This is a genomic window from Citrobacter sp. CK181 (assembly GCF_030333595.1).
Taxonomy (GTDB): Bacteria; Pseudomonadota; Gammaproteobacteria; order Enterobacterales; family Enterobacteriaceae; genus Citrobacter_B; species Citrobacter_B koseri.
In genome coordinates this window covers 186,436-210,214 of sequence record NZ_JAOWFN010000011.1, presented here as the reverse complement: position 1 = coordinate 210,214, position 23,779 = coordinate 186,436, and the positions used below count along the sequence as shown (strand labels likewise).

Sequence of the window (23,779 nt, the reverse complement as noted above, 5' to 3'; positions counted from 1 at the left end):
GATGACGCATCCTCTGTTAACTATTGAGAATTTATCGGTAGGTTTTCGCCATCAGGAGAACGTGCGCACGGTTGTTAACGACATCTCTCTACAGGTTGACGCAGGCGAAACGCTGGCGCTGGTGGGCGAATCCGGCTCCGGTAAAAGCGTCACCGCGCTGTCGATTCTGCGGTTGCTGCCCTCTCCACCTGCGGTGTATCTCGCGGGCGATATCCGTTTTCATGGCGAGTCATTGCTCCACGCCAGCGAGCAGACGCTGCGTGGCGTGCGGGGCAATAAAATCGCCATGATTTTTCAGGAACCGATGGTATCGCTAAACCCGTTGCATACGCTGGAAAAACAGCTCTACGAAGTGCTGTCCCTGCACCGGGGAATGCGCCGTGAGGCCGCCAGGGCCGAAATCCTGAGCTGCCTGGATCGCGTAGGGATTCGTCAGGCCGCGAAACGGCTGAGCGATTATCCCCATCAGCTCTCAGGCGGTGAACGCCAGCGCGTGATGATCGCAATGGCGTTGCTCACGCATCCTGAACTGTTAATCGCCGATGAACCCACGACCGCTCTGGATGTCTCCGTACAGGCGCAAATCCTGCAACTGCTGCGTGAACTGCAACGCGAACTGAATATGGGTATGCTGTTTATCACCCATAATCTCAGCATTGTGAAAAAACTGGCGGACACCGTGGCGGTGATGCAAAACGGACGATGCGTGGAGCAAAACCGTGCGGTGCCGTTGCTTAGCGCGCCTGAGCACCCCTATACGCAAAAGTTGCTGAACAGCGAACCCACCGGCTCCCCGGTTCCATTGCCCGGTGAGTCGTCGCCGCTGCTGGAAGTGAGCCAGCTTCGCGTCGCATTCCCGATTCGAAAAGGGGTTCTGAAACGCGTGGTGGATCATAACGTCGTGGTTAACGGGGTGAGTTTCGCGCTTCGACCCGGTGAAACGCTGGGGCTGGTCGGTGAATCCGGGTCAGGGAAAAGCACCACCGGCCTGGCCTTACTGCGGTTGATTCGTTCGCAGGGCAGCATCACTTTTGACGGCCAGCCGTTGCAAAATTTAACCCGCCGTCAGTTGCTGCCGGTTCGTCACCGTATTCAGGTGGTATTTCAGGACCCGAACTCATCGCTGAACCCCCGCCTCAACGTACTGCAAATTATTGAAGAAGGCTTACGCGTTCATCAACCGGCCCTTTCTGCCGGGCAGCGCGAAGAACAGGTTATCGCCGTCATGAAGGAAGTGGGTCTGGATGCTGAGACGCGCCATCGTTACCCGGCGGAATTTTCCGGCGGCCAGCGCCAGCGTATCGCTATCGCCAGGGCGCTAATACTGAAACCATCGCTGATTATTCTGGATGAACCGACATCATCGCTGGACAGAACGGTTCAGGCACAAATTCTGGCGCTGTTGAAATCTTTACAACAAAAGCATCGCCTGGCTTACATTTTCATCAGCCACGATCTGCATGTTGTGCGCGCATTATGTCATCAGGTCATTGTACTGCGACAAGGAGAAGTGGTGGAACAGGGGCAATGTGAGCGTGTCTTTACCGCTCCGCAACAGGAGTATACGCGTCAGTTGCTCGCGCTAAGCTGACGCTCAAAAAGGATTGTTGTTCGAAAAGGGTTCCGCTATCGCTACGCCGAAATTTTTCAGGCGGCAGGTCGCGGCAAATTCGTCCTGACGATTAACAAACAGGCACGGCTCGCCTTCGCACTCCAGAACGGAGCAAGGCACTTCGATGTCGCTAAGCGCCTGGCTAAGTGTATGCATCACCGGCCATGCGCTGTCACCATCGGGGCTCAGGAGTTTGAGCGCCACCAGACTGTTTTCTGTGTTCTGCCCGTTTTGCGGAATCGGTTCAACTTTTGAACCTGCAAAACCCGTTGACCACCGATAGTTCTGCGGTAAACGATGAATGATTGAGAGTTGTAATGTAGTCACTTTCTTTCCCCGGAAGCACATTCACTTCACAATTTATTTACATCCATATTAACACATCATTGACAACCCGTCCTTAAACAGATCGAAAACGCTTACATCCCTGGTCTGAGCGGCCTGTACAGCCCGCTATTAAAATATTTTTTGCCAGTGCCGGACGTATTTGCGGGCTATATGTACCCGTTTCTGCGATCTAACTCAACCTTTTTAACTACAATGATGTGACTTTTTACATAAATTGATTTTACATAAAATAAACATAAATGGAAAAAATGATGGATTTGACGTTGATGTACGTCAACAAAGGAAGCCTTCCGGCTTCCATGTTGTGTATTAGATCACCGTTTTTTCGGACGGCTGGCGTAGAGATAGAAGAGAATGGAGCAGGTTGCGCAGAAAGCAATCGACCAAATCATCGGCCAGGCGGAGGTAAAGGTTGCCAGCGACAGCAACGCCCCGACAATCGCGCCAATGCCAAACCGGAACGTACCGGCCAGCGACGAGGCGGTGCCCGCCATATGCGGAAATTCATCCAGAATAACGGCCATCGCGTTTGAAGAGACCATAGAAACGCATCCGACAAACGCCGCGACGCCAACCACCAGCGCCCAAAAGCCCACGCCAAACAGCGCGCTGAATACCATCCAGGCCGCCATCACAAACTGAATCCATAACCCGGTACGGAACATATTCAACGCCCCAACCCGGCGCACGAAGCGGCTGTTGATAATGGTCATCACAAACAAGAACACAATGTTCAGCGCAAAGTAATAGCCAAAATGCTGCGGCGACACATGGTTAATCTCGATATACACAAACGGGCCGGCGCTGAGGAACGAGAACATTCCTGCAAAGCTAAATCCGCTGGCCAGCATATAGCTTAGTACGCGTTTGTGTCGGAACAGCGAGGCAAAGTTCCCTATCGTGGTACGAATATGGAACGGCTGACGGCGTTCAACGGGAAGCGTCTCGTTAATCAACAAGAAGATCATCACCGATGCCAGAATCGCCGCCACCGCCAGAATCCAGAAGATGTAATGCCAGCTCAACCACACCAGAACCCACCCACCAATAATCGGCGCCATCAGCGGCGCGATTGTCGTCACCAGCATGACGAATGACATCATGCGGGAGAACTCTTCTTTCGGGTAGATATCGCGCATCAGGGCATTGATCACCACGCTCGCCGCAGCGGCGGCAAGACCGTGGAAGAAACGCATGATGATCAACTGGTCGATAGTCTGCGCCAGCGCACATGCCACCGCCGCCGCCGCAAACACCAGCGTCCCGCCGAGGATAACCGGCTTGCGCCCGAGACTGTCCGCCATCGGGCCGTAAATAAGCTGCCCCACGGCGAACCCCAGAATATAGGTACTGAGGGTCATCTGCGCGCTGCCCGCCGGTACGCCAAACTGAGCAGAAATCACCGGCAGCGCCGGAAGATACATATCAATCGACAGCGGCATCAGCATGGCTAACAGGCCAAGGATAAAAACAATGGCAAAGGATGAGTGCTGCCGGGTGGTCACAAATGAACTCCTGAATTTAGCGGGACGTAAAGCGCCTGGCTCACCGGGTCTATAAACCGACGCTGGCGATTTCTTCTTCGGTCAACGGGCGATACTCGCCAGGTTCGAGGTCGTCATCCAGCACAATTGCGCCGATGCGTTCGCGGTACAGTTCGACAACATGGTTCCCCACGGCGGCGAACATCCGCTTCACCTGGTGGTAGCGCCCTTCGCTAATGGTCAGACGCACCTGCGTCGGGGTGATCACCTCCAGCACGGCCGGTTTGGTGAGATCTTTCTCATTATGCAGTTGCACGCCTTTGGCAAACTGTTCGGCGGTATCCGCAGCTACCGGCGATTCCAGCGTGACCAGATAGGTTTTCTCGCAATGATGGCGCGGAGAGGTGATCCGGTGCGACCACTGGCCATCATCCGTCATCAACACCAGCCCCGTGGTGTCGATATCCAGCCGCCCGGCGGCATGCAGCTTGTACGCGACAGGTTCATCAAGGAAATAGAGTACCGTGGGATGATCCGGGTCGTCCGTTGAACAGACATAGCCCTGAGGCTTATTAAGCATAAAGTAGCGCGGGCCATTTTGCTGAACCAGCGTGTTGCCATCGTACTCGACATTATGTTCTGGCAGGAGTTTAAACGCCGCGTTTCGGATGATTTCGCCATCGACGGTAACACGGTTACTACGAATCTCACGCCCGGCAATAGCACGGCTGACGCCGAGTTGCTGAGCGATAAATTTATCAAGTCGCATGAGTTTGATTTTGCCTGTAATAATACGGAAATCGGGCATAACGCCCGAAAAATGAAGCCGTTGTCCATCCAGTATAACGGGCTCTAACCATCGCTCAAGGGAAATGATTCATGGCATACTATTCCCTGTACCGTTCATCGTAGTGAGACCATGATTTTTACACTTCGCCCTTACCAGCAAGAAGCCGTGGATGCCACGCTCAACCATTTTCGCCGCCACCGCACGCCTGCCGTGATTGTCCTGCCAACCGGCGCAGGCAAAAGTCTGGTGATTGCCGAGCTGGCGCGAGTGGCGCGTGGGCGCGTGCTGGTGCTGGCGCATGTAAAAGAGCTGGTCGCGCAAAACCATGCCAAATATTGCGCGCTGGGGCTGGAGGCCGACATTTTCGCCGCCGGTCTGAAGCGTAAAGAGAGCCACGGCAAGGTGGTGTTTGGCAGCGTGCAGTCGGTCGCCCGTAACCTTGACGCCTTCCAGGGCGAGTTTTCGCTGTTGATTGTCGATGAATGTCACCGCATCGGCGACGATGAAGAGAGTCAGTATCAGCAAATCCTGGCGCACCTGAGTAAAGTGAACCCCCACTTACGTCTGCTCGGCCTGACGGCCACTCCTTTCCGGTTAGGCAAAGGCTGGATTTATCATTTTCATTACCACGGCATGGTGCGCGGCGACGAAAAAGCGCTCTTTCGCGACTGCATTTATGAGTTACCGCTGCGCTATATGATTAAACATGGTTATCTGACGCCGCCGGAGCGTCTGGATATGCCCGTGGTGCAGTATGATTTTAGCCGCTTGCAGGCACAGAGTAACGGCCTGTTCAGCGAAGCTGACCTCAATCGCGAGCTGAAAAAGCAGCAGCGCGTGACCCCGCACATCATCAGCCAGATTGTTGAATTTGCCCAAACCCGCAAAGGGGTGATGATTTTCGCCGCCACCGTCGAACATGCCAAAGAGATTGTGGGTTTGCTGCCCGCCGATGATGCGGCGCTGATTACCGGGGACACGCCGGGCGCAGAGCGCGACGTGATGATTAACGATTTCAAAGCCCAGCGCTTTCGTTACCTGGTGAACGTCGCCGTGCTGACGACCGGGTTTGACGCGCCGCATGTCGATCTTATCGCTATCCTGCGCCCGACAGAGTCAGTCAGTCTTTACCAACAAATCGTGGGGCGCGGTCTGCGGCTTGCGCCTGGAAAAACCGACTGTCTGATCCTCGACTATGCCGGAAACCCGCACGATCTGTATGCGCCGGAAGTGGGCACGCCAAAAGGCAAAAGTGACAACGTTCCCGTGCAGGTGTTCTGCCCTGCCTGCGGGTTCGCCAATACTTTCTGGGGGAAAACCACCGCTGACGGCACGCTGATTGAGCATTTCGGCCGCCGCTGCCAGGGCTGGTTTGAAGATGATGACGGGCATCGCGAACAATGCGATTTTCGCTTCCGCTTTAAAAACTGCCCGCAGTGTAACGCGGAAAACGATATCGCCGCCCGGCGCTGCCGGGAGTGCGACACGATTCTGGTTGACCCGGACGATATGCTGAAAGCGGCGCTAAAACTCAAAGATGCGCTGGTATTGCGCTGTAGCGGGATGGCGTTACAACACGGGCATGATGAGAAAGGCGAATGGCTGAAAATCACCTACTACGATGAGGACGGCGCCGATGTGAGTGAGCGCTTCCGATTGCAGACGCCCGCTCAACGCACCGCCTTTGAACAGTTGTTTATTCGCCCGCATACCCGCACGCCGGGTATTCCGTTACGCTGGATTACTGCGGCGGATATCCTGGCGCAACAGGCGCTGCTTCGCCACCCTGATTTTGTCGTCGCCCGCATGAAAGGTCAGTACTGGCAGGTGCGCGAAAAAGTCTTCGATTATGAAGGCCGCTTCCGGCGGGCACATGAATTGCGCGGTTAATCGTACTTTTGATTGATGTGATAGCCATTTGAGTATAGAATCTCGCCCGCTTTTGCATACGCAAAGCAGATCACTTACCTGTTGCTGGGTCGCCTGTAACAGGAATTATTTAAGAGAGATTTAAATGTTTACTATCAACGCAGAAGTACGTAAAGAGCAGGGTAAGGGTGCGAGCCGCCGCCTGCGCGCCGCTAACAAGTTCCCGGCAATCATCTACGGTGGCGCTGAAGCCCCGATTGCTATCGAACTGGACCACGACCAGGTTATGAACATGCAAGCTAAAGCTGAGTTCTACAGCGAAGTTCTGACCATCGTTGTTGACGGTAAAGAAGTAAAAGTTAAAGCTCAGGCTGTACAGCGTCACGCGTTCAAGCCAAAGCTGACTCACATCGACTTCGTTCGCGCGTAATCGCCAACAAGTTGAAGAAAAACCCCGCCACGGCGGGGTTTTTTTATGGTGCGCGACAAGGCGATGAACCGTAAGCCGAATAAGGTGCCTGCACCGCTATCCGGCGTTACAACACATAACGTCAAAACCGTTAATTACCGCCGGACGTCCGACGCTGGAGCTGATCGCGCAGGTTTGGCGGCGTTCCCTTGATCGTCAGCGTATCGGTCGCCGGGTCCCAGAAAATCCGCTCACCTAACAGCATGGCGTCGAAGTTGATGGTTAACCCACCGCCGCTCCCGGCATATTTCGTCAGCTGACGCAGCGTGCTGCGGTCCGCCGGGAAACTCTCTTCCAGCTCATAGCCTTTGTCAGCGGTAAATTCTCTGAAGCTGACTTCGCTGACGCCGGATAACTCTTTCGACAGCGATTCAAGCTCAATCTCTTCACCAGACTGCAATTGCTCATTGCAGTAGCTGTACACCTGCTGACGGACATTCTGACGTTCAGCTTTGTCCAGCTGCGCTTCTGCGGTGAAATCGTCCACCGCCTGCAACAGCCCCCGGTTTTGCGCTTTCGCGTTCAGCCCTTCGCTGGCGCCCAGGAAATCCATAAAGAAATCGGCCACTTTGCGCCCTACCCGGCCTTTCAGGAAGGTCAGATAACGGGTGGATTCCGGGTTCGTTTCCCATTCGGTCAAATCGATACGCGCCACAATATCCGCATGGTTAATATCCAGATAGTGCGTCGGGTTGATATCCAGGTTCTCATTCACGCGCATGCTGCTTAAGTTGTTCAGCACCGCCACCAGCAGATACTCCACCGCCAGATAACGGTAATGGCAGAACAGGACAATACCGCCGTCCGCAAACGGGTATTTCGCCAGTTCATCGCGTAAACGGCCGGTCGCCGCACGGCTAAAGGCAAGAAAATCCTCCTCGCCCTGACGCTGCAACCGCAGCGTTTGCGCCAGTTCACTCTCTTCGCTGAACAGGCCGTACGCTTTGTTCTTGGCGCTATAGACCCGGTGCAGTTCAGCCACCATATCGACAACGGTGGTTGTCGGCTCCAGTAATGAATCGCGCAAGACCAGCTCAAGATTTTGCTCATCACGTTTGATAAGCTGGTGCAGGGCAATCTGGTTGATATCCAGACTCATGATAAACTCTCCTTTATGACCGGGCGGTATTCAATCACCTGACGGGCGGTGACGCAACAGGAGATAAAAAAGCAGAAAAAAAACTGTTGCTACGGTAATATGTTGCCCTTTCATGAACAAACTGATTGCGATTTATGCCACAACACTCCCGCTATAGTGACGAACACGTTGAACAATTACTGAGTGACCTGCTCAACGTACTGGAAAAACATAAGGCACCGACCGACCTTTCCCTGATGGTGCTGGGAAACATGGTCACCAACCTTATCAACACCAGCATCGCACCGGCTCAACGCCAGGCGATTGCGAACTCTTTTGCCCGCGCATTACAGTCTTCAATTAACGACGACAAAGCGCATTAAGGGAAACGAACGGCTATTTATGGTAACTCATCGTCAGCGCTACCGTGAAAAAGTCTCCCAGATGGTTAGCTGGGGGCACTGGTTTGCACTGTTCAACATTCTGCTGGCCATGGTGCTCGGTAGCCGTTACCTGTTTGTCGCAGACTGGCCGACAACGCTTGCAGGGCGTATTTACTCGTACCTGAGCATTGTCGGGCACTTCAGCTTTCTGGTGTTCGCCGCCTATCTGCTGATCCTGTTTCCTCTGACATTTATTGTCATGTCCCAGCGGCTGATGCGTTTTTTGTCAGCCATCCTGGCAACGGCGGGTATGACGCTGTTGCTGATCGACAGCGAAGTTTTTACCCGCTTCCACCTGCACCTGAATCCCATTGTCTGGGAACTGGTCATTAACCCCGATCAGAACGAGATGGCGCGCGACTGGCAGCTGATGTTTATTAGCGTGCCGGTCATCCTGTTAATCGAAATGCTGTTTGCGACCTGGAGCTGGCAAAAGCTGCGCAGCCTGACGCGACGTCGCCATTTCGCCAAACCGCTTGCCGCGTTCTTTTTCGTCTCATTTATCGCTTCGCATGTGGTGTATATCTGGGCAGACGCCAACTTCTATCGCCCGATCACCATGCAGCGCGCGAATTTACCGCTGTCATACCCGATGACGGCGCGCCGTTTTCTGGAAAAACACGGTCTGCTGGATGCGCAGGAGTATCAGCGCCGTCTGGTGGAACAAGGCAACCCGGAAGCCGTTTCCGTTCAGTATCCGCTGAGCGATTTGCAGTATCGCGACATGGGCACCGGCCAGAACGTACTGTTAATTACGGTCGACGCGCTGAATTACTCCCGCTATGAAAAACAGATGCCCGCGTTGGCCGCATTCGCCGAACAGAATACGTCGTTCACGCGCCACATGAGTTCAGGCAACACGTCTGACAATGGAATATTTGGTCTGTTCTATGGCGTATCGCCCAGCTATATGGACGGTATTCTGTCAACCAGAACGCCTGCCGCGCTGATCTCGGCGCTGAACCAGCAAGGCTATCAGTTAGGGCTATTCTCTTCTGACGGCTTCACCAGCCCGCTCTACCGCCAGGCGCTGCTGTCAGACTTCTCCATGCCAACCGTGCAAACGCAGTCCGACGAGCAGACGGCGAGCCAGTGGATTAACTGGTTAGGACGTTACGCCCAGGAAGATAACCGCTGGTTCTCATGGGTTTCCTTCAACGGCACAAACGTTGACGACAGCAACCAGAAAGACTTTGCGAAACGGTATACCCGCGCCGCAGAGAACGTGGATGCCCAGATTAACCGGGTGCTCAGCGCACTGCGTGACGCAGGGAAACTCAACAACACCGTGGTGATCATTACGGGCGGTCGCGGCGTACCGTTAGCGCAGGAAGAGAGCCATTTCGCCTGGTCTCGCGGCCATCTGCAAGTGCCGTTGATCATTCACTGGCCGGGCACGCCAGCACAGCGAATCAACACTCTGACCGACCATACGGATTTGATGACGACGCTGATGCAGCGACTGCTGCACGTCAGTACGCCAGCCAATGAGTACTCGCAGGGACAGGATCTGTTCAACGCCACGCGCCGCCATTACTGGGTGACCGCAGCGGACGGCAGTACGCTGGCGATTACCACGCCGGAAATGACGCTGGTACTGAACAATAACGGCACCTATCAGACGTACGATCTACACGGCGAGAAGATCAAAGACCAGAAGCCGCAGCTGAGCCTGTTGTTGCAGGTACTGACCGACGAGAAACGATTCATTGCTAACTGATTAATTATAAATCAGTTAGCAAGACATCCCCTTGCATTCGTGGTGGAAAGCGGTAGTATTGGCATCCACAAGTCGGCACGTAGCGCAGCCTGGTAGCGCACCGTCATGGGGTGTCGGGGGTCGGAGGTTCAAATCCTCTCGTGCCGACCAAAATCCCTTAGAAAAACCAACCTCTTACGGTTGGTTTTTTTATGCCTGTTTTTTGCGCGGGGAAGCTTCGGGGTAAAACTGGGGTAAAAGCGCCGTCAAAAAAACCATTTCACAGATCCTCTTAACATCGTCATCAACACCTTGCTACTGTTTATTTATACAGCTTAAGTTTTGCTGTGTATCCAACCAGTAAAAGGGGGATTTTATGTTTGTGGAACTCGTTTACGACAAACGCAATGTAGAGGGGCTAACCCTGTATCACTGGTAACAGCCTCACGGTACCAAAGTGATAAATCAGAGGCAGAAAGTAGTTATGTGGTTGATCCGCTCTCACCAGCAGAAGTAGACGCTTTGCTCTCCGCTGCTGGCAATAAGCAGTGGGAGAATCTTTTCAGGTTCGCGATACAAACCGGGCTGCGTAGTTCTGAGCTGTGTGCTCTTCGTTGGCGTGATATCGACTTCGTAGGGAAGACAGCCCACGTTCAGAACGCCAGCGTAGTTGGCGTCATCAAAGGAACAAAAACAAAAGCCGGTACGCGGAAAGTAGAGCTGACTGAAGAGGCATTGGCAGCTCTAGCCAGCCAGAAACTGTTCACTTTTATGAAGTGATGAAACGATATTCGAAGATCCAAAAAGTAACAAATCATGGGCCAGTGGTGACGCAATTAGAAAAAAAGCATGGGTTCCGACATTGCGAAAGGCAGGTATTCGATACAGAAACCCATATCAGACTAGGCATACATTCGCCACAAGCCATATCAGTCGGGGAACAAACTTGTTCTGGCTTGCGACTCAAATGGGACATAAATGACCAGAGATGCTTTTCCGTCACTACGGCTCATATCTGAAGGAATATGATGGACAAACAAGCCTGAAGAAGATAAAAATATAATCCATGTCTGAATTATTGGCCGCAATTTGTGGCCATTTCATGGAACAAGGTACAAACATGGCAAATCCAATAACCAAACTAAAAAAAATAAATGTTGTAAAATTTCGCGGACTAAAAAATATAAATATAGAATTTGGTTCGCGCCTAACTGTTATTTGTGGTAAAAACGGCACTTCTAAATCAACAATTCTTGGTATTATCGCCCAAATTTTTAGTTTTACAAAAGATCTGTCTAAGAACCCCGAGGTTGATTTAACACAATATAAGACATTAACTAATGGCACCTTCAAGTCAGCTTTCAGTGAACATTTTAGACTTTCAGAACAATTTGATACTGCCGGTTCAATGGAAGTCAGGATTAGTGTTTATGATGGCGCATCTAACAAACATCTTGAAAAGCTAACATTGGGTCTATACAGCTCCAGTGACAGGGATAAATCAAGGCCAATAGTCAGGGGTAATGACTCCATACCGGGGAAAAACCAAAGTAGAAACGTCACCCATCCAGTTATTTTTCTAAGCTTAGCCAGACTTCTCCCTATTACTCTCCGGACTGATTACTCAACAAGAGATGTTCAGTATATCAATGAAAACTCAGATGATATAAAAATAATGAGTAATCAACTCTTACTTAAGAATAATGGGTGTTCAGTAACAGCCACGAAAGGGACGATCGATTCAATGGTCGTACATGGCGATAATTATGACCACCAATCAGTTTCTGTTGGTGAGGATAATGTAGGGCAATTAATTCAAGCAATATTTTCATTTAAAAGGCTAAAAGAACTTTATGCCGATTATCATGGAGGTATTTTATTAATTGATGAAGCGGACGCAGGTCTTTTCCCTGCTGCTCAGTTAGAATTAATTAACATCCTAGCTAAAGCAGCTAAAAAATATGACTTGCAAATAATCATGACTTCTCACTCACCATTAATAATTGAAGATATTTTCAATCGTTCCAAACAAGATGCCAACGGATTTAAAACAATATACCTAACAGATACTTATGGTGATATTAAAACAAAAGATAATCTATCATGGGCTGATATCAATGCTGATTTGCATGTTGAAACTGTAAAAATAAATGATGAGATTAGCCTTCCAAAAGCCAACGTATATTTTGAAGATAAAGAAGGTTTCGATTTTTTCAAACAATTGATAATTGATAGAAGAATAAACAGAATATTGAACCCATTAGGAAATATAAATATTAGCTGTACTGCTATCCTAGATTTAATGGCTAGAAAAATCCCTGAGTTTACTATTAAAAGCCTAGTGGTCTTAGACGGTGATGTCGCTCTCGATAACAGTGATAATGCAAAAAAAGCAAAAAAAGAGAGAAGCTTATGCTTGCTTCCAAGCATTCTTCCCCCAGATCAAATGATTTTTGAATTCTTATATAACTTACCTCCAGATGATACATATTGGAACAATAAAAATAGATTTACAAAAGCAGTATTTATGAAAATAACAAAAGACATAATTACAACGCTAAAAATAGGTAACCATCCTATTGATTTACAAAATTCTATAGAGAATTATAAAAAATCAAACAAAAACCATGGCGGAGTGGTTAGAAAACTATTTAAAGATTTTGCCCATACACCTGAGTTCCTAGCACAAGTAAAGGGGCGTGTTAAAGATAATCCCTATCGATATTGGGTCGAGAAACACCCCGTGGAATCCGATAGTTTCAAGCATGAATTAATCAAAAATCTTAAAATTATTATGACAAATGGACATGGCGTTGACTCTGCTACTATCACTTCGTATCTGTCTGGCAACTGATTGATTGAAAAGGGCTTTATGTGATGGCCATAAAGCCCTTTTTTTGATATACTTTAGACCTGACATTTAGAGGTATCATATGCGTTTTAACACCCCACTTCGTTATCCTGGCGGCAAAGGCAAGCTTTCAAATTTCATGCTTCGGATTATTGAAGATAATAAGCTTTCGCCTATACATTATGCAGAGCCATATGCTGGAGGGGCTGGTTTAGCGCTGAAGCTTTTACATTTAAATGTAGCTGAAAAAATCATTCTTAATGATATTAATATCTCTGTTTATGCTTTTTGGCACAGTGTATTAAATAATGCAGATCATCTATGTGCTTTAATTGAAGAAACTGAAGTCACAATAGATGAGTGGTTCAAACAGAAAGAAATAATTAATAATCCAAAAGACCATGATATGCTAACAATTGGTTTTTCTACCTTTTTTCTTAATAGAACAAACCGTTCTGGAATATTAAAAGGCGGTGTGATTGGTGGTAAAAATCAAGAAGGGCAATGGAAACTTGATGCTCGCTATAACAAGAGTGATTTAATTTCTCGTATTCAGAAAATATCAAAAAACCGTGAAAGAATAGATTTGTATAACATGGATGCAATTGATTTCATAAAAAAGATAGTTGTTCAATTACCTAAGAAATCATTAACATATTTAGACCCGCCATATTACATAAAAGGTAAGGGATTATATATCAATCATTATGAACATAGTGACCATGTTAATGTTGCAAAAGTAGTGCAGAATGATATTAAAACACCATGGATTGTTTCTTACGATAACACTCCAGAGATCCAAGGTATGTATAAGGCATCATCATTAGTGTATGGAATAAACTACAGTGCTCAAGATCGATATAAGGGCTCAGAAGTGATGTTCTTCAGTAAACGATTGAAGGTCTTTAAAACCGATGATCCAACTAAGGTAAAAGCACCTACCATTAAAAATGCTATGAGCTAGACGATTCCCCCCGGATAGAGAAAGCGCCGTAAAAGAGCCGCAGTAAAGTCACTTTTTAATAAATCATTTATAATCAATAAGATAATAAATTTCGGATGCTGGTTCAACTCCCGCCAGCCAATCATGATTGGACAGTGCCAGGACAGCACTAACAAAAACAAGAAGTTAGTAGTCTCAGCAGGACACCGACCAAACGGTGTCGGGGGTCGGAGGTTCAAATCCTCTCGTGCCGACCAAAATCCCTTAGAAAAACCAACCTCTTACGGTTGGTTTTTTTATGTCTGCCGTTCCCTTCCAGTACTGTGCTAACACCGCATAATCAAAAGGTTTTACTACTTACCCATGCCCAAAATAGGGTAAAATTTATTCTCTCATCAACGCGATGAATCTGGACGATTTTCGCGCTAAAAACAATAATGATACGAGTATGTACTCAGGAGAATAGTATGCCTGAAGCAACGCCTTTTCAGGTGCTTATTGTGGACGATCATCCACTTATGCGACGAGGTATTCGTCAATTACTGGAACTGGATACCGCATTTAATGTCGTTGCCGAAGCTGGCGATGGGGCGAGTGCTATCGATCTGGCAAGCCGTCTCGATCTTGATCTGATCCTGCTTGACCTGAATATGAAAGGCCTGAGCGGGCTTGATACGTTGAATGCGCTGCGTCGGGATGGCGTCACCGCACAGATCATTATCCTGACGGTTTCCGACTCTGCCAGTGACGTGTACGCGCTGATTGATGCCGGAGCGGACGGCTATTTACTGAAAGACAGCGACCCGGAAGTGCTGCTGGAAGCGATTCGTGCTGGCGCCAACGGCGGCAAGGTATTCAGCGATCGCGTCAGCGAATACCTGCGCGAACGGGAACTGTTTGGCGCAGAGGAAGATCCCTTTAGCGTGCTCACTGAACGCGAACTGGACGTGCTGCACGAACTGGCTCAGGGACTGTCGAACAAACAGATTGCCTCCGTGCTGAATATTTCTGAGCAGACGGTTAAGGTGCATATTCGTAATTTACTGCGAAAGCTGAACGTGCGCTCGCGCGTCGCGGCGACCATTCTCTTTTTACAAACACGCGGAATGCAGTAACAAGATATGCCCGATGGCGCTGCGCTTATCGGGTCTACAAGTCGCGTGGCAAGTACCATCCGGCCTTGCCACACTCATTTATTCCGCCTGCGGCGAAAGCTGCGCTAATGCCTGCTTAATACTGCGTTCAATCACTGCCCGGCGGGAATCATTGGCGGGCAGCAATTTCAGCATCATCTCCCAGGCTGCGACCGCCTCGCCGAAACGCTGCTGCTCGAAGGCATTAAACGCATACATACTCAACGTCCGAATGTTGGCATGATCGCTTCTCACCAGCTGGCGCAACAGCTCCCCTCCCCGACGATTATCATCAGGATCGGAAGAACGGGTCAGCGCTTCCGCATACCCTAATGCGGCATCGCTATTTTTGGGGTCCAGTCTGTACGCATTGGCATACGCTTCCGTTGCCGTGCTGGCATTCCCCAGCACCATGCCGATACGCCCAAGCATAATCCAGCCTTCCACATTGCCAGCATCGCTTTGCAGTCGGGTACGCAAACCAAGCGCCAGGCGTGTCATCTCTTCTTCATTCAGCGGCTGCGCGTCAGGGTCCAGCGCGCGCTCCAGCAGCGCTGGCGTCTGCGCCGTAGCCTGTTGCCAGATTTTTACCTGCTGATAGTTACCGGTCTGGTAGTAACTTACCGCCCCGACAATCAGCGCGATCACAACCCCGGGAGCAAACAGCCATAATCCGGCCTGGCGTCCCTTCGGCGTCACCTCATCAGAAAAGGTTTCCTGTTTAACACGTACGCGCCGCCGCGAACGGGCGAAGATAATCCAGCCGCCAGCGCCAATAGCGGCGATCGGCAAGATCCACAACAGCACGGTAAGCGGTGTCAGCGGCGGATCGTAGGTGACGAAGTTACCGTAGCGCGCCACCATGTAATCAACGATCTCCTGCTTGCTTTTACCTTCCTGCATCAGTTCATAAACCTTCTGACGCAGGTCGGTGGCAATCATCGAGTTAGAGTCCGCGATGCTGTTGTTCTGGCATTTCGGGCAGCGCAGTTGCTCGGTGAGCTGGCGGAACTGCTGCTCCTGCGCTTCATCTTTGAACTGCATAACATCAATGGCAGCCAGCGACGAGCCGGAGATCACCAGCATCAGCACGCCCAGTAAGAATCTCATTGCGCGGCCTCCTTGCTGTACTGCTCCCAGAGCGGTTTTATTTCACTTTCCCATACCCTGGCGTTCAGATCGCCTGCATGGCGATAACGAATGATCCCTTTACCGTCGATCAGAAAGGTTTCCGGCGCGCCGTAAACGCCCAGATCCAGCCCAAGCATACCGTCGCCATCAAACAGGCTTAGCGCATAAGGATTCCCTAACTCTTTCAGCCAGGTAATCGCTTTCTGGCGATCGTCTTTATAATTCAGGCCAACCACGCGAATTCCCTGCGCAGACAGCTGATTCAGATACTGATGTTCAGCGCGGCAGGTCGGGCACCAGGTCGCCCACACGTTGAGCAGCACCGGTTTCCCCTGCGTTAGCACGTCTGCCTGATAATGCTGACCAGGATTTTCCAGCGATTCGAGACGGAAGGTCGGCACCGGTTTGCCAATCAGCGCCGATTCCAGATTCGTCGGATCGTCCCCTTCCGCATTACGCGCCAACTGCCACAGCAACGCCGCCGCAATAACCAGAAAAATGACGAAAGGTATTAACAGTACGTTGCGCTTCATACAGCCTCCGGCGCGGTTTTTTGCGGGCATGAACGCTGGCGATAGCGCGGATCAAACAGGCAGAACAACCCGCCAAGCGCCATCAACAGCCCTCCCGCCCAGATCCAGCGAATAAACGGTTTGTAATACAGGCGCACCGCCCATGCGCCATTGTCCAGCTCTTCGCCGAGAGCGGCATACAGATCGCGGGTGATCCCGCCATCGATCGCCGCTTCCGTCATCATTGAGCTGGTGCTGTTATAAAAACGTTTTTCCGCATGCAGCGTCGCTTCTGCTTTACCTTCCCGCGTCACGCCAATAATCGCCACCCCGCCGCGATAGTTCGGGCCGGTAATCTCCTTCACTTCACGGAAGGTGAATTGATAGTTGTGGATGCTGACGCTGTCTCCCGCTTTCATGCGGACATCACGTTCCACGCTGTAGTTTTGGCTAAACGCGATGCCGACAATCGTCACCGCCAGCCCAACGTGCCCGGCGACCATTCCCCAGTAGCTGAGCGTCATTTTCGTACCGCGCGAAACGCGCTGCGCGACTTCCGCTACCGCCAGCACAAATACCCAGCACGCCATCGCCAGCCCGACCACCGTCATGGCGACAATCTTGTCTTCAAACAGCCACGGCAGCAGCATCGACAGCACTAACGTGCTCACCAGCGCGATAACCAACAACCGCTGCAATTTGCGCGGTCTGTCACGTCCCCAGCGAACCAGCGGCCCGATGCCCAGCAGCAGCGCGAACGGCGCCATCAGCCAGGTGAACATGGTATTAAAGAACGGTTCGCCGATTGAAATACTGCCCAGACCGAGCTGTTTATGCACCAGCGGCAGCAATGTTCCCAGCAACACCACCAGCATGGCGGCGATAAGCAGGACGTTATTGGCTAACAGCAGTGACTCACGCGACCAGAGCGCGTTATTCACCCGCGAGCGAACCTTGTGTCCGCGCGTCGCGAACAGCAGCAGCGAACCGCCGATCACCAGTACCATAAAGGCGAGAATAAACATCCCGCGCGATGGATCGGAGGCAAAAGCATGCACCGACACCAGCACGCCAGAACGCACCAGGAAAGTACCGAGCAGGCAGAGTGAGAAGGCGCATATTGAAAGCAGGAGCGTCCAGGCTTTGAAGCTGGCGCGCTGTTCAGTCACCGCCAGGGAGTGCATCAACGCGGTGCCCACCAGCCACGGCATAAATGAGGCGTTTTCCACCGGGTCCCAGAACCACCAGCCGCCCCAGCCCAGCTCGTAATAGGCCCAGGCAGAGCCAAGCACGATACCCAGCGTTAAGAATACCCATGCGGCCAGCGTCCAGGGACGGGAAAAGCGGGCAAAAGTGCTGTCCAGACGCCCACTCATCAGCGCGGCGATCGCGAACGCAAACGCCACCGAGAAACCGACATAGCCCATATAGAGCAGCGGCGGGTGGAAGATCAGCCCCGGGTCCTGCAACAGCGGGTTCAGGTCGCGCCCTTCAATCGGAAAGTTGGGCAACGTACGGGAAAACGGGTTGGAGGTGAACAGAATAAACAACAGAAAACCGACGCTGACCATCCCCATCACCGCCAGTACGCGGGCGACGATATCCAGCGGCATCCGCTGACTGAACACGGCCACAGCAAACGTCCAGCCGCTCATCAGCAATACCCATAGCAGAAGCGACCCTTCGTGCGCTCCCCAGGTCGCGGCGACGCGATACCAGACCGGCAGTTGCGTGTTGGAGTTGCTGGCGACATAGTTAACGGTAAAATCATTCACCACGAAGGCATTGATCAGCACCAGAAACGCGCCCATCACCAGGATAAACAGCAGCCAGGAGAATGGCCTCGCCGAGGCCATCATGCGCACATCGCCGCGCCCCACGCCCCACAGCGGATAAACGGACAGCAACAGCGCCACGCCGAGTGCGAGACACAGCAGCGCGTTGCCAATTTCAGGCATCATGATGCTTTATCCTTATAAACGCTTTCCGGGCGACGATGGTTTTCCTGCATCGCTTTTTCAACTTCAGGCGGGGTATAGTTTTCATCATGTTTGGCGAGCACCTCTTTCGCCTGCACATGGTTTTTCTCGCCTAGCTCCCCCTGCACCACCACGCCCTGCCCTTCGCGGAACAGATCCGGCAGAATGCCTTCGTACGTCACATCCACCACGCCTTCGGCGTCGTAGATGCTGAAATTCACTTTCAGCGAATCCGGGTCGCGCTTCACGCTTCCGGGCATGACCATGCCGCCGACGCGCAGGCGTTGCCCCACTTCAGGCAGTTGGTGCGTTTCGCGTTTACCGTAGAGAATTTCGCCTGGCGTATAGAACAGGTCGATATTGGAACGCAGCGCATAAAGTACCAGCGTGATAGTCAGAGCCAAACCGGCCAGCACCGCGCAGGCTATCCACAAACGATTTTTACGACGGATATTCATGCGGCCTCCCGCTGCGCCTGCGCCGCACGCATCCGCGCTTCACGCGCTCTCTGCTGCGCCACGCCGCGCAAAATCACGCGGTGCTGCATGGCGGTATGCACCACCAGCGCCGCCAGCGGGATCACCGTCATCACAACCGCCAGCCAGACATAAAAGGCGTAACCGCCCATAGCAAAGAAATCACTCCAGGATGCAAATGCGCTGGTCATTGGCGGCCTCTTTTTAAAATCAGTTCACTCACCCACGGGCGACGTTTTTCCATTAACAAAATCAGGTTACGCATCCGCATCAGCGCCAGCGTGATAAACAGCAGCAGATAACCGATAATCGCCAGGCGCAACGGCGCGCGCATCGCCGGGTCAATGCTCTGCTGCATACGAGTTGATCCCTGATGTAGCGTATTCCACCACTCCACCGAGTAGTGGATGATCGGCAGATTAACGACGCCAATCAGCACCAGAATGCCCGCCGCGCGCCCCGCCAGGCGGCGATCGTCAAAGGCGTGCCACAACGCTATCGCCCCGACGTACAGGAACAGCAGTACCAGTTCAGAGGTCAATCGCGCGTCCCATACCCACCAGGTTCCCCACATCGGTTTTCCCCAGGCGGAACCGGTAACCAGCGCGATAAAGGTAAACACCGCGCCAACAGGCGCCATCGCCGCCACCGCCAGGTTAGCCATTTTCATTTGCCAGACCAGACCGATGAATGCGGCAACCGCCATCGAGGCGTAAATCCCCATCGACCAGATCGCCGCCGGGACATGCAGGTAGATGATGCGGTAGCTTTGCCCCTGCTGATAATCCGCAGGCGCGAAGCCAAACCCCCAGACCCAGCCCGCCGCCAGCACCACCACGCTGGCTATCGCCAGCCACGGGATGAACCAGCCACAGATCTGATAAAGCCGTGGGGGAATCGCCAGTTGATGAAGTGTTTTCCACATAGTTCAGTCACCAGATTCAATCAAAACGAATGAAACTTCAGTTATGCCGGATGACGGCAAAGACGCCTTATCAGACCTACAGACTTTCCTGATAAGCGTAACGTCATCCGGCATCCTACAGTTTGTCGCCAGTCAAAGACCGCGCTACTGCATGCTGATACGTAACGCTGCCGCCGTAGCAAAAGGACTTAACGTTGCGCTGCCCGCCAGCAACGCGCCCAAAATCGCCATATATCCCTCAACGGGCAAATGCATGGAGGCCGCATCCATCGCCGCAGTGGCGAAAATCAGTAACGGAATGGTCAGCGGCAGCACCAGCACGCTCAGCAATACGCCGCCGCGTTTCAGGCCCACCGTTAACCCCACGCCCGGCGCGCCAAGAAAACTCAGGGTCGGCGTGCCAAGCAGCAGAGTCAGCGCCATGATTTGCCAGCCGTACATATCCATTCCCAGCAATAACGCCACCAGCGGAGAGAGGATCAGCAGCGGCAGGCCGGTCACCACCCAGTGCGCCATCACTTTCGCCAGCACCACCGCCGGTAACGGCAGCGGCAGGAGCATCAGTTGCTCCAGACTGCCGTCCTGTAAGTCATCGCGAAACAGACGCTCCAGCGCCAGCAGCGAGGAGAGCAACGCCGCCACCCAGATAATGCCGGGAACAATGCGCGCCAGCAGCTGCGGCTCCGGGCCAATGCTCAGCGGGAAAAGCGTGATAACAATCAGAAAGAACCACAGCGGGTTAGCGATTTCCGCGCTATGACGAAACGCCACGCGCAGCTCAAGACGAAAGATTTGCCACATCATTGCGCTACCCTCTCGCCGGTCAGCGCGATGCGCCGTATTTTGTCAGTCGCGACATTCAGCGGCTGGTGCGTGGTGAGGATGACGATCCCGCCCTGCTGTGTATGTTCAGCCATGCGCTGCGTCAGACGCTCAACGCCATTGACATCAATGGCGGTAAACGGCTCGTCGAGGATCCAGAGCGTCGCGCGGGTTAGCCACAGACGCGCCAGCGCCACACGCCGTTGCTGTCCAGCGGAAAGCTGGTTGACGGGGATGTCTTCGTATCCGGCCAGCCCCGCCTGCGCCAGCGCGGCCAGACACTGCGCCGTATCGCCGTCATGGTGGAAAAAGCGCAGGTTCTCCAACGCCGAAAGCCGGGTTTTAATCCCCGGCTGATGTCCAATCCACAACAGATTTTGATGGTAGCTGTCGCGCACGCGGTGCAACGCCTGCTCTTGCCAGCACACTTCCCCTGCGTCGGGGCGCGCCAGCCCGGTGAGCAACCGCAAAAGGGTGGTTTTCCCCGCGCCGTTGCCCCCGGTAATTTGTACCCATTCCCCTGCGTTCACGCGAAACGACAGCCCACTGAACAGTATTCTGTCATCCCGCTCGCAGAGCAGTTCTCTGGCTTCAAGCATACCCACTCATTATTAAAAGCCCGGTTTCACTTCGCGCATATCCGGGAGTTTATGCGCAATCCCTTTGTGGCAGTCGATACAGGTTTGCCCCTCTTTCACTGCCTGGTCGTGCATTTTGGCGGCAACGCCTTTCTGAGCGGTGAGATCCATAAATTCGAAGTTGTGGCAGTTACGGCACTCCCGCGAATTGGTGTCTTTCATCCGTCGCCACTCGCTCTGCGCCATTGTCAGGCGGTGATCTTCAAACTTCTGCGGAGTATCGATAATGCCGAACACCTTCCCGTACAGCTCTTTACTGGCCTTGATCTTACGGATCATTTTCGGGCCCCACTCGTGCGGAACGTGACAATCAGGACAGGTGGCGCGAACGCCGCTGCGGTTGTTGTAATGCACGGTTTCCATGTATTCCTGATAGACGGTGTTGCGCATTTCGTGGCAGCTGATACAGAACTCTTCGGTGTTGGCCTTTTCCATCCCGGTGTTGAAACCGCCCCAGAAAATAATGCCGCCGACAAAACCGATTAACAGCAACGTGCCGATCGCCAGGCGGCTGGGGCGACGCCACCATTGCCAGACCCGCTTAATCACGCCAGGTTTACGGTTAGAATTTTCCATAATGACCTCTTATTTCCCGTAACCTTTCGACGGGGTAAAGGTATTACCCACGATCGGCGCAGCATCCGCCTGCGGCACATGGCACTGCAAACAGAAGTAACGACGCGGCGCGACTTCGCCTAAAACTTTGCCGTCGCTGTCCATAAAGTGCGTTGGGCTAATACGCGGCGCGCCGGTCGTACGGTAGCTTTCCACACCATGACATTGCAGGCAGCGGTTGGTATTGGTCGTTACCTGATAACCTTCAACGCTATGCGGGATCATCGGCGGCTGATTAACATAGTTCAGCGGCATACGTTCCTGCTCTTTCGGCATGCGAATCGCCCCTTCCTGCGTCCCCGAAACTTCCGGCGACTGGCTCAGATCCACTCCGTTTGCTGCCCAAACCGCACCACTCACCGCCAGGGCAAGCAGGGCCGTCCATTGACACAGCGCTTTCTTCAGGTCATGGCTTTTCATGATTTCGCTCCCGAACTCCATCGTGTTGTTATTGTAAATACGTCCTCAGAACAGACATCCACGCAGCGACCGCACGTCATGCAATCGCGGCTGGTGACCTGCACCGGGCTTTGCTCATCCAGCACCGGCGCACGCAGGACGTGCGGTTCCGGGCAAACATGAAAACAATCCATACAGCGGTTACATTTCTCGCGATCTTTCGCCGCCACCGTTAGCGCGCCTTTACTTCCCAGCACGCCATACAACGCGCCCAAAGGGCAGATATGTCCGCACCAGCCGTGTTCAACGACCAGTAAATCAAATAAAAACAGAGCGATAATCAGCAGTGCGCCGCTACCGAATCCCATCACCAGGCTACGCCCCAGCAGGGAAACCGGGTTTATCCATTCCCACAGTAGCGTTCCGGTTAGCGCCGATCCCACCAGCACGACAACCAGAAGGACGTACCGTATATGACGCGGAATCGTTGCGGACTGATTCAGGTCAAACCTTCTGCGTAGCCAGTTCGCAAAATCGGTAATTGGGTTCAGCGGACAGACCCAACTGCAAAATAATCGCTTTCCTGCCAGGGCATACAGCACCGTAATAATGGCGGCGCCGGTCAGCGCAACGGCGGCAGGTAAATGCCCGCTGGCAAGGCTTTGCAACGTTATCAGCGGGTCGGTTAAAGGAATGGTATCCAGCAACAAGCTACTGCTGTAGTTACCGTGCAGAATCCAGACGCCCGCCCACGGGCCACTGAGAAACATTCCCAGCACCAGAAACTGACTTATCCGCCGCAAAACCAGCCAGCGATGGCTGCGCCACCAGCCTTTTTTCGCTCGCGCTTCGCGCCCGGCATCGCGTTTACGATTTGCCATCTTTCCCCTCCAGCCAGCCGAAGCGGTAGTGGTGCCCCAACTCCCCTTTCGCCAGCGACAGCGGCAACACTTTTATCGCCGGTTGTTCCAGCACACAGACTTTTTCGCATTTACCGCAGCCGGTGCAGGCGTCGCTGTGAACGGTGGGAAGAAAGCGCGCATGTTTGCCGGTACGCATATTGCGATCCAGCTCCAGCGTGATCGCCTCATCGATTTTTGGGCACTCGCGATAACAAACGTCGCAGCGCAGTCCCTGGAAGTTAAGGCAGTTCTCCTGGTCCAGCAGTACCGCCAGCCCCATGCGCGCATCGTCAATGGATTCGATCTCTCGATCCAACGCCCCACTGGGGCAAACTTTGGCGCATGGAATGTCTTCACACATTTCGCAGGGAATATCGCGGGCGACAAAGTAAGGCGTACCGGCAGACAAACCCGAAGCCAGCGTCGCCAGCTTCAGGGTGTCATACGGACATGCCTGAACGCACTGCCCGCAGCGCACGCAGGCGCTGGCGAACGCGTCTTCACCCAATGCCCCCGGCGGGCGCAACCGCACGCCCGTTGCGCGAGCGGTTTGCTGCTGTAACCCCAGCGCCACGCCAACGGCAGCCAGCCCGCCTGCCGTGCGAACCATATCGCGCAAAAAGCGGCGGCGGCCATTTTGGGGTTTCGCTGACCGGGACAT

At 52.7% G+C, this 23,779-nt stretch carries 24 protein-coding genes, 1 tRNA gene and 1 pseudogene; 10 read left to right on the top strand and 16 right to left on the bottom strand.

The window, feature by feature from the left end; all coding sequences use genetic code 11:
* The first annotated feature begins 1 nt into the window (after position 1).
* A complete protein-coding gene (gene yejF / locus OGW17_RS05130) occupies positions 2-1,591 on the top strand; it encodes a microcin C ABC transporter ATP-binding protein YejF (protein WP_071259005.1) in 1,590 nt (529 codons plus the stop codon).
* 3 nt (positions 1,592-1,594) lie between these two features.
* Here yejF and OGW17_RS05125 read toward each other — a convergent pair whose 3' ends face one another.
* The 3 genes from OGW17_RS05125 to rsuA form a co-directional block, all read right to left on the bottom strand.
* Positions 1,595-1,939: a YejG family protein gene (locus tag OGW17_RS05125; RefSeq protein WP_024130169.1), complete on the bottom strand. Its 345-nt coding sequence runs from the start codon at positions 1,937-1,939 to the stop codon at positions 1,595-1,597.
* Positions 1,940-2,274: 335 nt separating this feature from the next.
* Entirely contained in the window at positions 2,275-3,465 is a 1,191-nt protein-coding gene (locus OGW17_RS05120) for a Bcr/CflA family multidrug efflux MFS transporter (protein ID WP_024130168.1), read from the bottom strand.
* 49 nt (positions 3,466-3,514) lie between these two features.
* Entirely contained in the window at positions 3,515-4,213 is a 699-nt protein-coding gene (gene rsuA / locus OGW17_RS05115) for a 16S rRNA pseudouridine(516) synthase RsuA (protein WP_286452142.1), read from the bottom strand.
* A gap of 150 nt (positions 4,214-4,363) precedes the next feature.
* Here rsuA and radD point away from each other — a divergent pair, with 150 nt between their 5' ends.
* Positions 4,364-6,124 (top strand): DNA repair helicase RadD, encoded by a 1,761-nt coding sequence (gene radD, locus OGW17_RS05110; RefSeq protein WP_071259007.1) that lies wholly within the window; start codon positions 4,364-4,366, stop codon positions 6,122-6,124.
* A 124-nt stretch (positions 6,125-6,248) separates the two neighbouring features.
* On the top strand, positions 6,249-6,533 hold the full coding sequence (gene rplY / locus OGW17_RS05105) for a 50S ribosomal protein L25 (protein WP_012131568.1): 285 nt from the start codon (positions 6,249-6,251) through the stop codon (positions 6,531-6,533).
* 130 nt (positions 6,534-6,663) lie between these two features.
* Here rplY and yejK read toward each other — a convergent pair whose 3' ends face one another.
* Entirely contained in the window at positions 6,664-7,671 is a 1,008-nt protein-coding gene (yejK, locus tag OGW17_RS05100; protein ID WP_012131566.1) for a nucleoid-associated protein YejK, read from the bottom strand.
* Positions 7,672-7,805: 134 nt separating this feature from the next.
* Between yejK and OGW17_RS05095 the strand changes: the two genes are divergently transcribed.
* From OGW17_RS05095 to narP, 7 genes and pseudogenes are all read left to right on the top strand, one after another.
* Complete coding sequence (locus OGW17_RS05095) at positions 7,806-8,033, top strand: YejL family protein (protein ID WP_012131565.1); 228 nt, start codon at positions 7,806-7,808, stop codon at positions 8,031-8,033.
* Between the two features lie 19 nt (positions 8,034-8,052).
* Positions 8,053-9,813, top strand: coding sequence for an LPS biosynthesis-modulating metalloenzyme YejM (gene yejM, locus OGW17_RS05090; protein WP_071259009.1), 1,761 nt, complete (start codon positions 8,053-8,055; stop codon positions 9,811-9,813).
* Between the two features lie 73 nt (positions 9,814-9,886).
* A tRNA-Pro gene (locus OGW17_RS05085) sits at positions 9,887-9,963 on the top strand.
* A 249-nt stretch (positions 9,964-10,212) separates the two neighbouring features.
* Positions 10,213-10,855 (top strand): annotated as a pseudogene (locus OGW17_RS05080) (site-specific integrase); the annotation flags it as partial.
* A 57-nt stretch (positions 10,856-10,912) separates the two neighbouring features.
* Positions 10,913-12,646, top strand: a complete 1,734-nt coding sequence (locus tag OGW17_RS05075) for an AAA family ATPase (RefSeq protein ID WP_114647334.1) — start codon at positions 10,913-10,915, stop codon at positions 12,644-12,646.
* A 79-nt stretch (positions 12,647-12,725) separates the two neighbouring features.
* Entirely contained in the window at positions 12,726-13,607 is an 882-nt protein-coding gene (locus tag OGW17_RS05070; protein WP_114647333.1) for a DNA adenine methylase, read from the top strand.
* 446 nt (positions 13,608-14,053) lie between these two features.
* On the top strand, positions 14,054-14,701 hold the full coding sequence (gene narP / locus OGW17_RS05065; RefSeq protein ID WP_012131563.1) for a nitrate/nitrite response regulator protein NarP: 648 nt from the start codon (positions 14,054-14,056) through the stop codon (positions 14,699-14,701).
* A gap of 78 nt (positions 14,702-14,779) precedes the next feature.
* Here narP and OGW17_RS05060 read toward each other — a convergent pair whose 3' ends face one another.
* From OGW17_RS05060 to napG, 12 genes are all read right to left on the bottom strand, one after another.
* On the bottom strand, positions 14,780-15,829 hold the full coding sequence (locus tag OGW17_RS05060) for a cytochrome c-type biogenesis protein CcmH (protein WP_047462441.1): 1,050 nt from the start codon (positions 15,827-15,829) through the stop codon (positions 14,780-14,782).
* A complete protein-coding gene (gene dsbE, locus OGW17_RS05055) occupies positions 15,826-16,383 on the bottom strand; it encodes a thiol:disulfide interchange protein DsbE (RefSeq protein WP_012131561.1) in 558 nt (185 codons plus the stop codon). Before dsbE ends, OGW17_RS05060 begins: the two co-directional genes overlap by 4 nt.
* Positions 16,380-18,323: a heme lyase CcmF/NrfE family subunit gene (locus OGW17_RS05050; protein ID WP_071260268.1), complete on the bottom strand. Its 1,944-nt coding sequence runs from the start codon at positions 18,321-18,323 to the stop codon at positions 16,380-16,382. The genes dsbE and OGW17_RS05050 overlap by 4 nt, the downstream gene beginning before the upstream one ends.
* The gene (gene ccmE, locus OGW17_RS05045; protein WP_012131559.1) at positions 18,320-18,799 is read right to left on the bottom strand and encodes a cytochrome c maturation protein CcmE; all 480 of its coding nucleotides are present in this window, start codon (positions 18,797-18,799) and stop codon (positions 18,320-18,322) included. Before ccmE ends, OGW17_RS05050 begins: the two co-directional genes overlap by 4 nt.
* Entirely contained in the window at positions 18,796-19,008 is a 213-nt protein-coding gene (gene ccmD / locus OGW17_RS05040; protein WP_012131557.1) for a heme exporter protein CcmD, read from the bottom strand. The genes ccmE and ccmD overlap by 4 nt, the downstream gene beginning before the upstream one ends.
* Positions 19,005-19,742 (bottom strand): heme ABC transporter permease, encoded by a 738-nt coding sequence (locus tag OGW17_RS05035; RefSeq protein ID WP_012131556.1) that lies wholly within the window; start codon positions 19,740-19,742, stop codon positions 19,005-19,007. Before OGW17_RS05035 ends, ccmD begins: the two co-directional genes overlap by 4 nt.
* 144 nt (positions 19,743-19,886) lie before the next feature.
* Positions 19,887-20,546, bottom strand: coding sequence for a heme exporter protein CcmB (gene ccmB / locus OGW17_RS05030; protein WP_012131555.1), 660 nt, complete (start codon positions 20,544-20,546; stop codon positions 19,887-19,889).
* Positions 20,543-21,169: a cytochrome c biogenesis heme-transporting ATPase CcmA gene (gene ccmA, locus OGW17_RS05025; RefSeq protein WP_101724221.1), complete on the bottom strand. Its 627-nt coding sequence runs from the start codon at positions 21,167-21,169 to the stop codon at positions 20,543-20,545. Before ccmA ends, ccmB begins: the two co-directional genes overlap by 4 nt.
* 6 nt (positions 21,170-21,175) lie before the next feature.
* A complete protein-coding gene (gene napC, locus OGW17_RS05020; protein ID WP_012131552.1) occupies positions 21,176-21,778 on the bottom strand; it encodes a cytochrome c-type protein NapC in 603 nt (200 codons plus the stop codon).
* 9 nt (positions 21,779-21,787) lie between these two features.
* On the bottom strand, positions 21,788-22,237 hold the full coding sequence (napB, locus tag OGW17_RS05015; RefSeq protein WP_047462429.1) for a nitrate reductase cytochrome c-type subunit: 450 nt from the start codon (positions 22,235-22,237) through the stop codon (positions 21,788-21,790).
* Positions 22,234-23,097 carry a quinol dehydrogenase ferredoxin subunit NapH gene (gene napH / locus OGW17_RS05010; protein WP_047462425.1) on the bottom strand — a complete coding sequence of 288 codons (864 nt, stop codon included), beginning with the start codon at positions 23,095-23,097 and terminating at the stop codon, positions 22,234-22,236. The genes napB and napH overlap by 4 nt, the downstream gene beginning before the upstream one ends.
* The gene (napG, locus tag OGW17_RS05005; protein ID WP_058667724.1) at positions 23,084-23,779 is read right to left on the bottom strand and encodes a ferredoxin-type protein NapG; all 696 of its coding nucleotides are present in this window, start codon (positions 23,777-23,779) and stop codon (positions 23,084-23,086) included. Before napG ends, napH begins: the two co-directional genes overlap by 14 nt.

Excerpts from the sequence above, each read along its gene's own strand:
- yejF (WP_071259005.1), top strand. The coding sequence starts at position 2 with ATGACGCATCCTCTGTTAACTATTGAGAATTTATCGGTAGGTTTTCGC.
- rsuA (WP_286452142.1), bottom strand. The coding sequence starts at position 4,213 with ATGCGACTTGATAAATTTATCGCTCAGCAACTCGGCGTCAGCCGTGCT.
- radD (WP_071259007.1), top strand. The coding sequence starts at position 4,364 with ATGATTTTTACACTTCGCCCTTACCAGCAAGAAGCCGTGGATGCCACG.
- rplY (WP_012131568.1), top strand. The coding sequence starts at position 6,249 with ATGTTTACTATCAACGCAGAAGTACGTAAAGAGCAGGGTAAGGGTGCG.
- yejK (WP_012131566.1), bottom strand. The coding sequence starts at position 7,671 with ATGAGTCTGGATATCAACCAGATTGCCCTGCACCAGCTTATCAAACGT.
- OGW17_RS05095 (WP_012131565.1), top strand. The coding sequence starts at position 7,806 with ATGCCACAACACTCCCGCTATAGTGACGAACACGTTGAACAATTACTG.
- yejM (WP_071259009.1), top strand. The coding sequence starts at position 8,053 with ATGGTAACTCATCGTCAGCGCTACCGTGAAAAAGTCTCCCAGATGGTT.
- OGW17_RS05075 (WP_114647334.1), top strand. The coding sequence starts at position 10,913 with ATGGCAAATCCAATAACCAAACTAAAAAAAATAAATGTTGTAAAATTT.
- OGW17_RS05070 (WP_114647333.1), top strand. The coding sequence starts at position 12,726 with ATGCGTTTTAACACCCCACTTCGTTATCCTGGCGGCAAAGGCAAGCTT.
- narP (WP_012131563.1), top strand. The coding sequence starts at position 14,054 with ATGCCTGAAGCAACGCCTTTTCAGGTGCTTATTGTGGACGATCATCCA.
- OGW17_RS05060 (WP_047462441.1), bottom strand. The coding sequence starts at position 15,829 with ATGAGATTCTTACTGGGCGTGCTGATGCTGGTGATCTCCGGCTCGTCG.
- dsbE (WP_012131561.1), bottom strand. The coding sequence starts at position 16,383 with ATGAAGCGCAACGTACTGTTAATACCTTTCGTCATTTTTCTGGTTATT.
- OGW17_RS05050 (WP_071260268.1), bottom strand. The coding sequence starts at position 18,323 with ATGATGCCTGAAATTGGCAACGCGCTGCTGTGTCTCGCACTCGGCGTG.
- ccmE (WP_012131559.1), bottom strand. The coding sequence starts at position 18,799 with ATGAATATCCGTCGTAAAAATCGTTTGTGGATAGCCTGCGCGGTGCTG.
- ccmD (WP_012131557.1), bottom strand. The coding sequence starts at position 19,008 with ATGACCAGCGCATTTGCATCCTGGAGTGATTTCTTTGCTATGGGCGGT.
- OGW17_RS05035 (WP_012131556.1), bottom strand. The coding sequence starts at position 19,742 with ATGTGGAAAACACTTCATCAACTGGCGATTCCCCCACGGCTTTATCAG.
- ccmB (WP_012131555.1), bottom strand. The coding sequence starts at position 20,546 with ATGATGTGGCAAATCTTTCGTCTTGAGCTGCGCGTGGCGTTTCGTCAT.
- napC (WP_012131552.1), bottom strand. The coding sequence starts at position 21,778 with ATGGAAAATTCTAACCGTAAACCTGGCGTGATTAAGCGGGTCTGGCAA.
- napB (WP_047462429.1), bottom strand. The coding sequence starts at position 22,237 with ATGAAAAGCCATGACCTGAAGAAAGCGCTGTGTCAATGGACGGCCCTG.
- napH (WP_047462425.1), bottom strand. The coding sequence starts at position 23,097 with ATGGCAAATCGTAAACGCGATGCCGGGCGCGAAGCGCGAGCGAAAAAA.
- napG (WP_058667724.1), bottom strand. The coding sequence starts at position 23,779 with ATGTCCCGGTCAGCGAAACCCCAAAATGGCCGCCGCCGCTTTTTGCGC.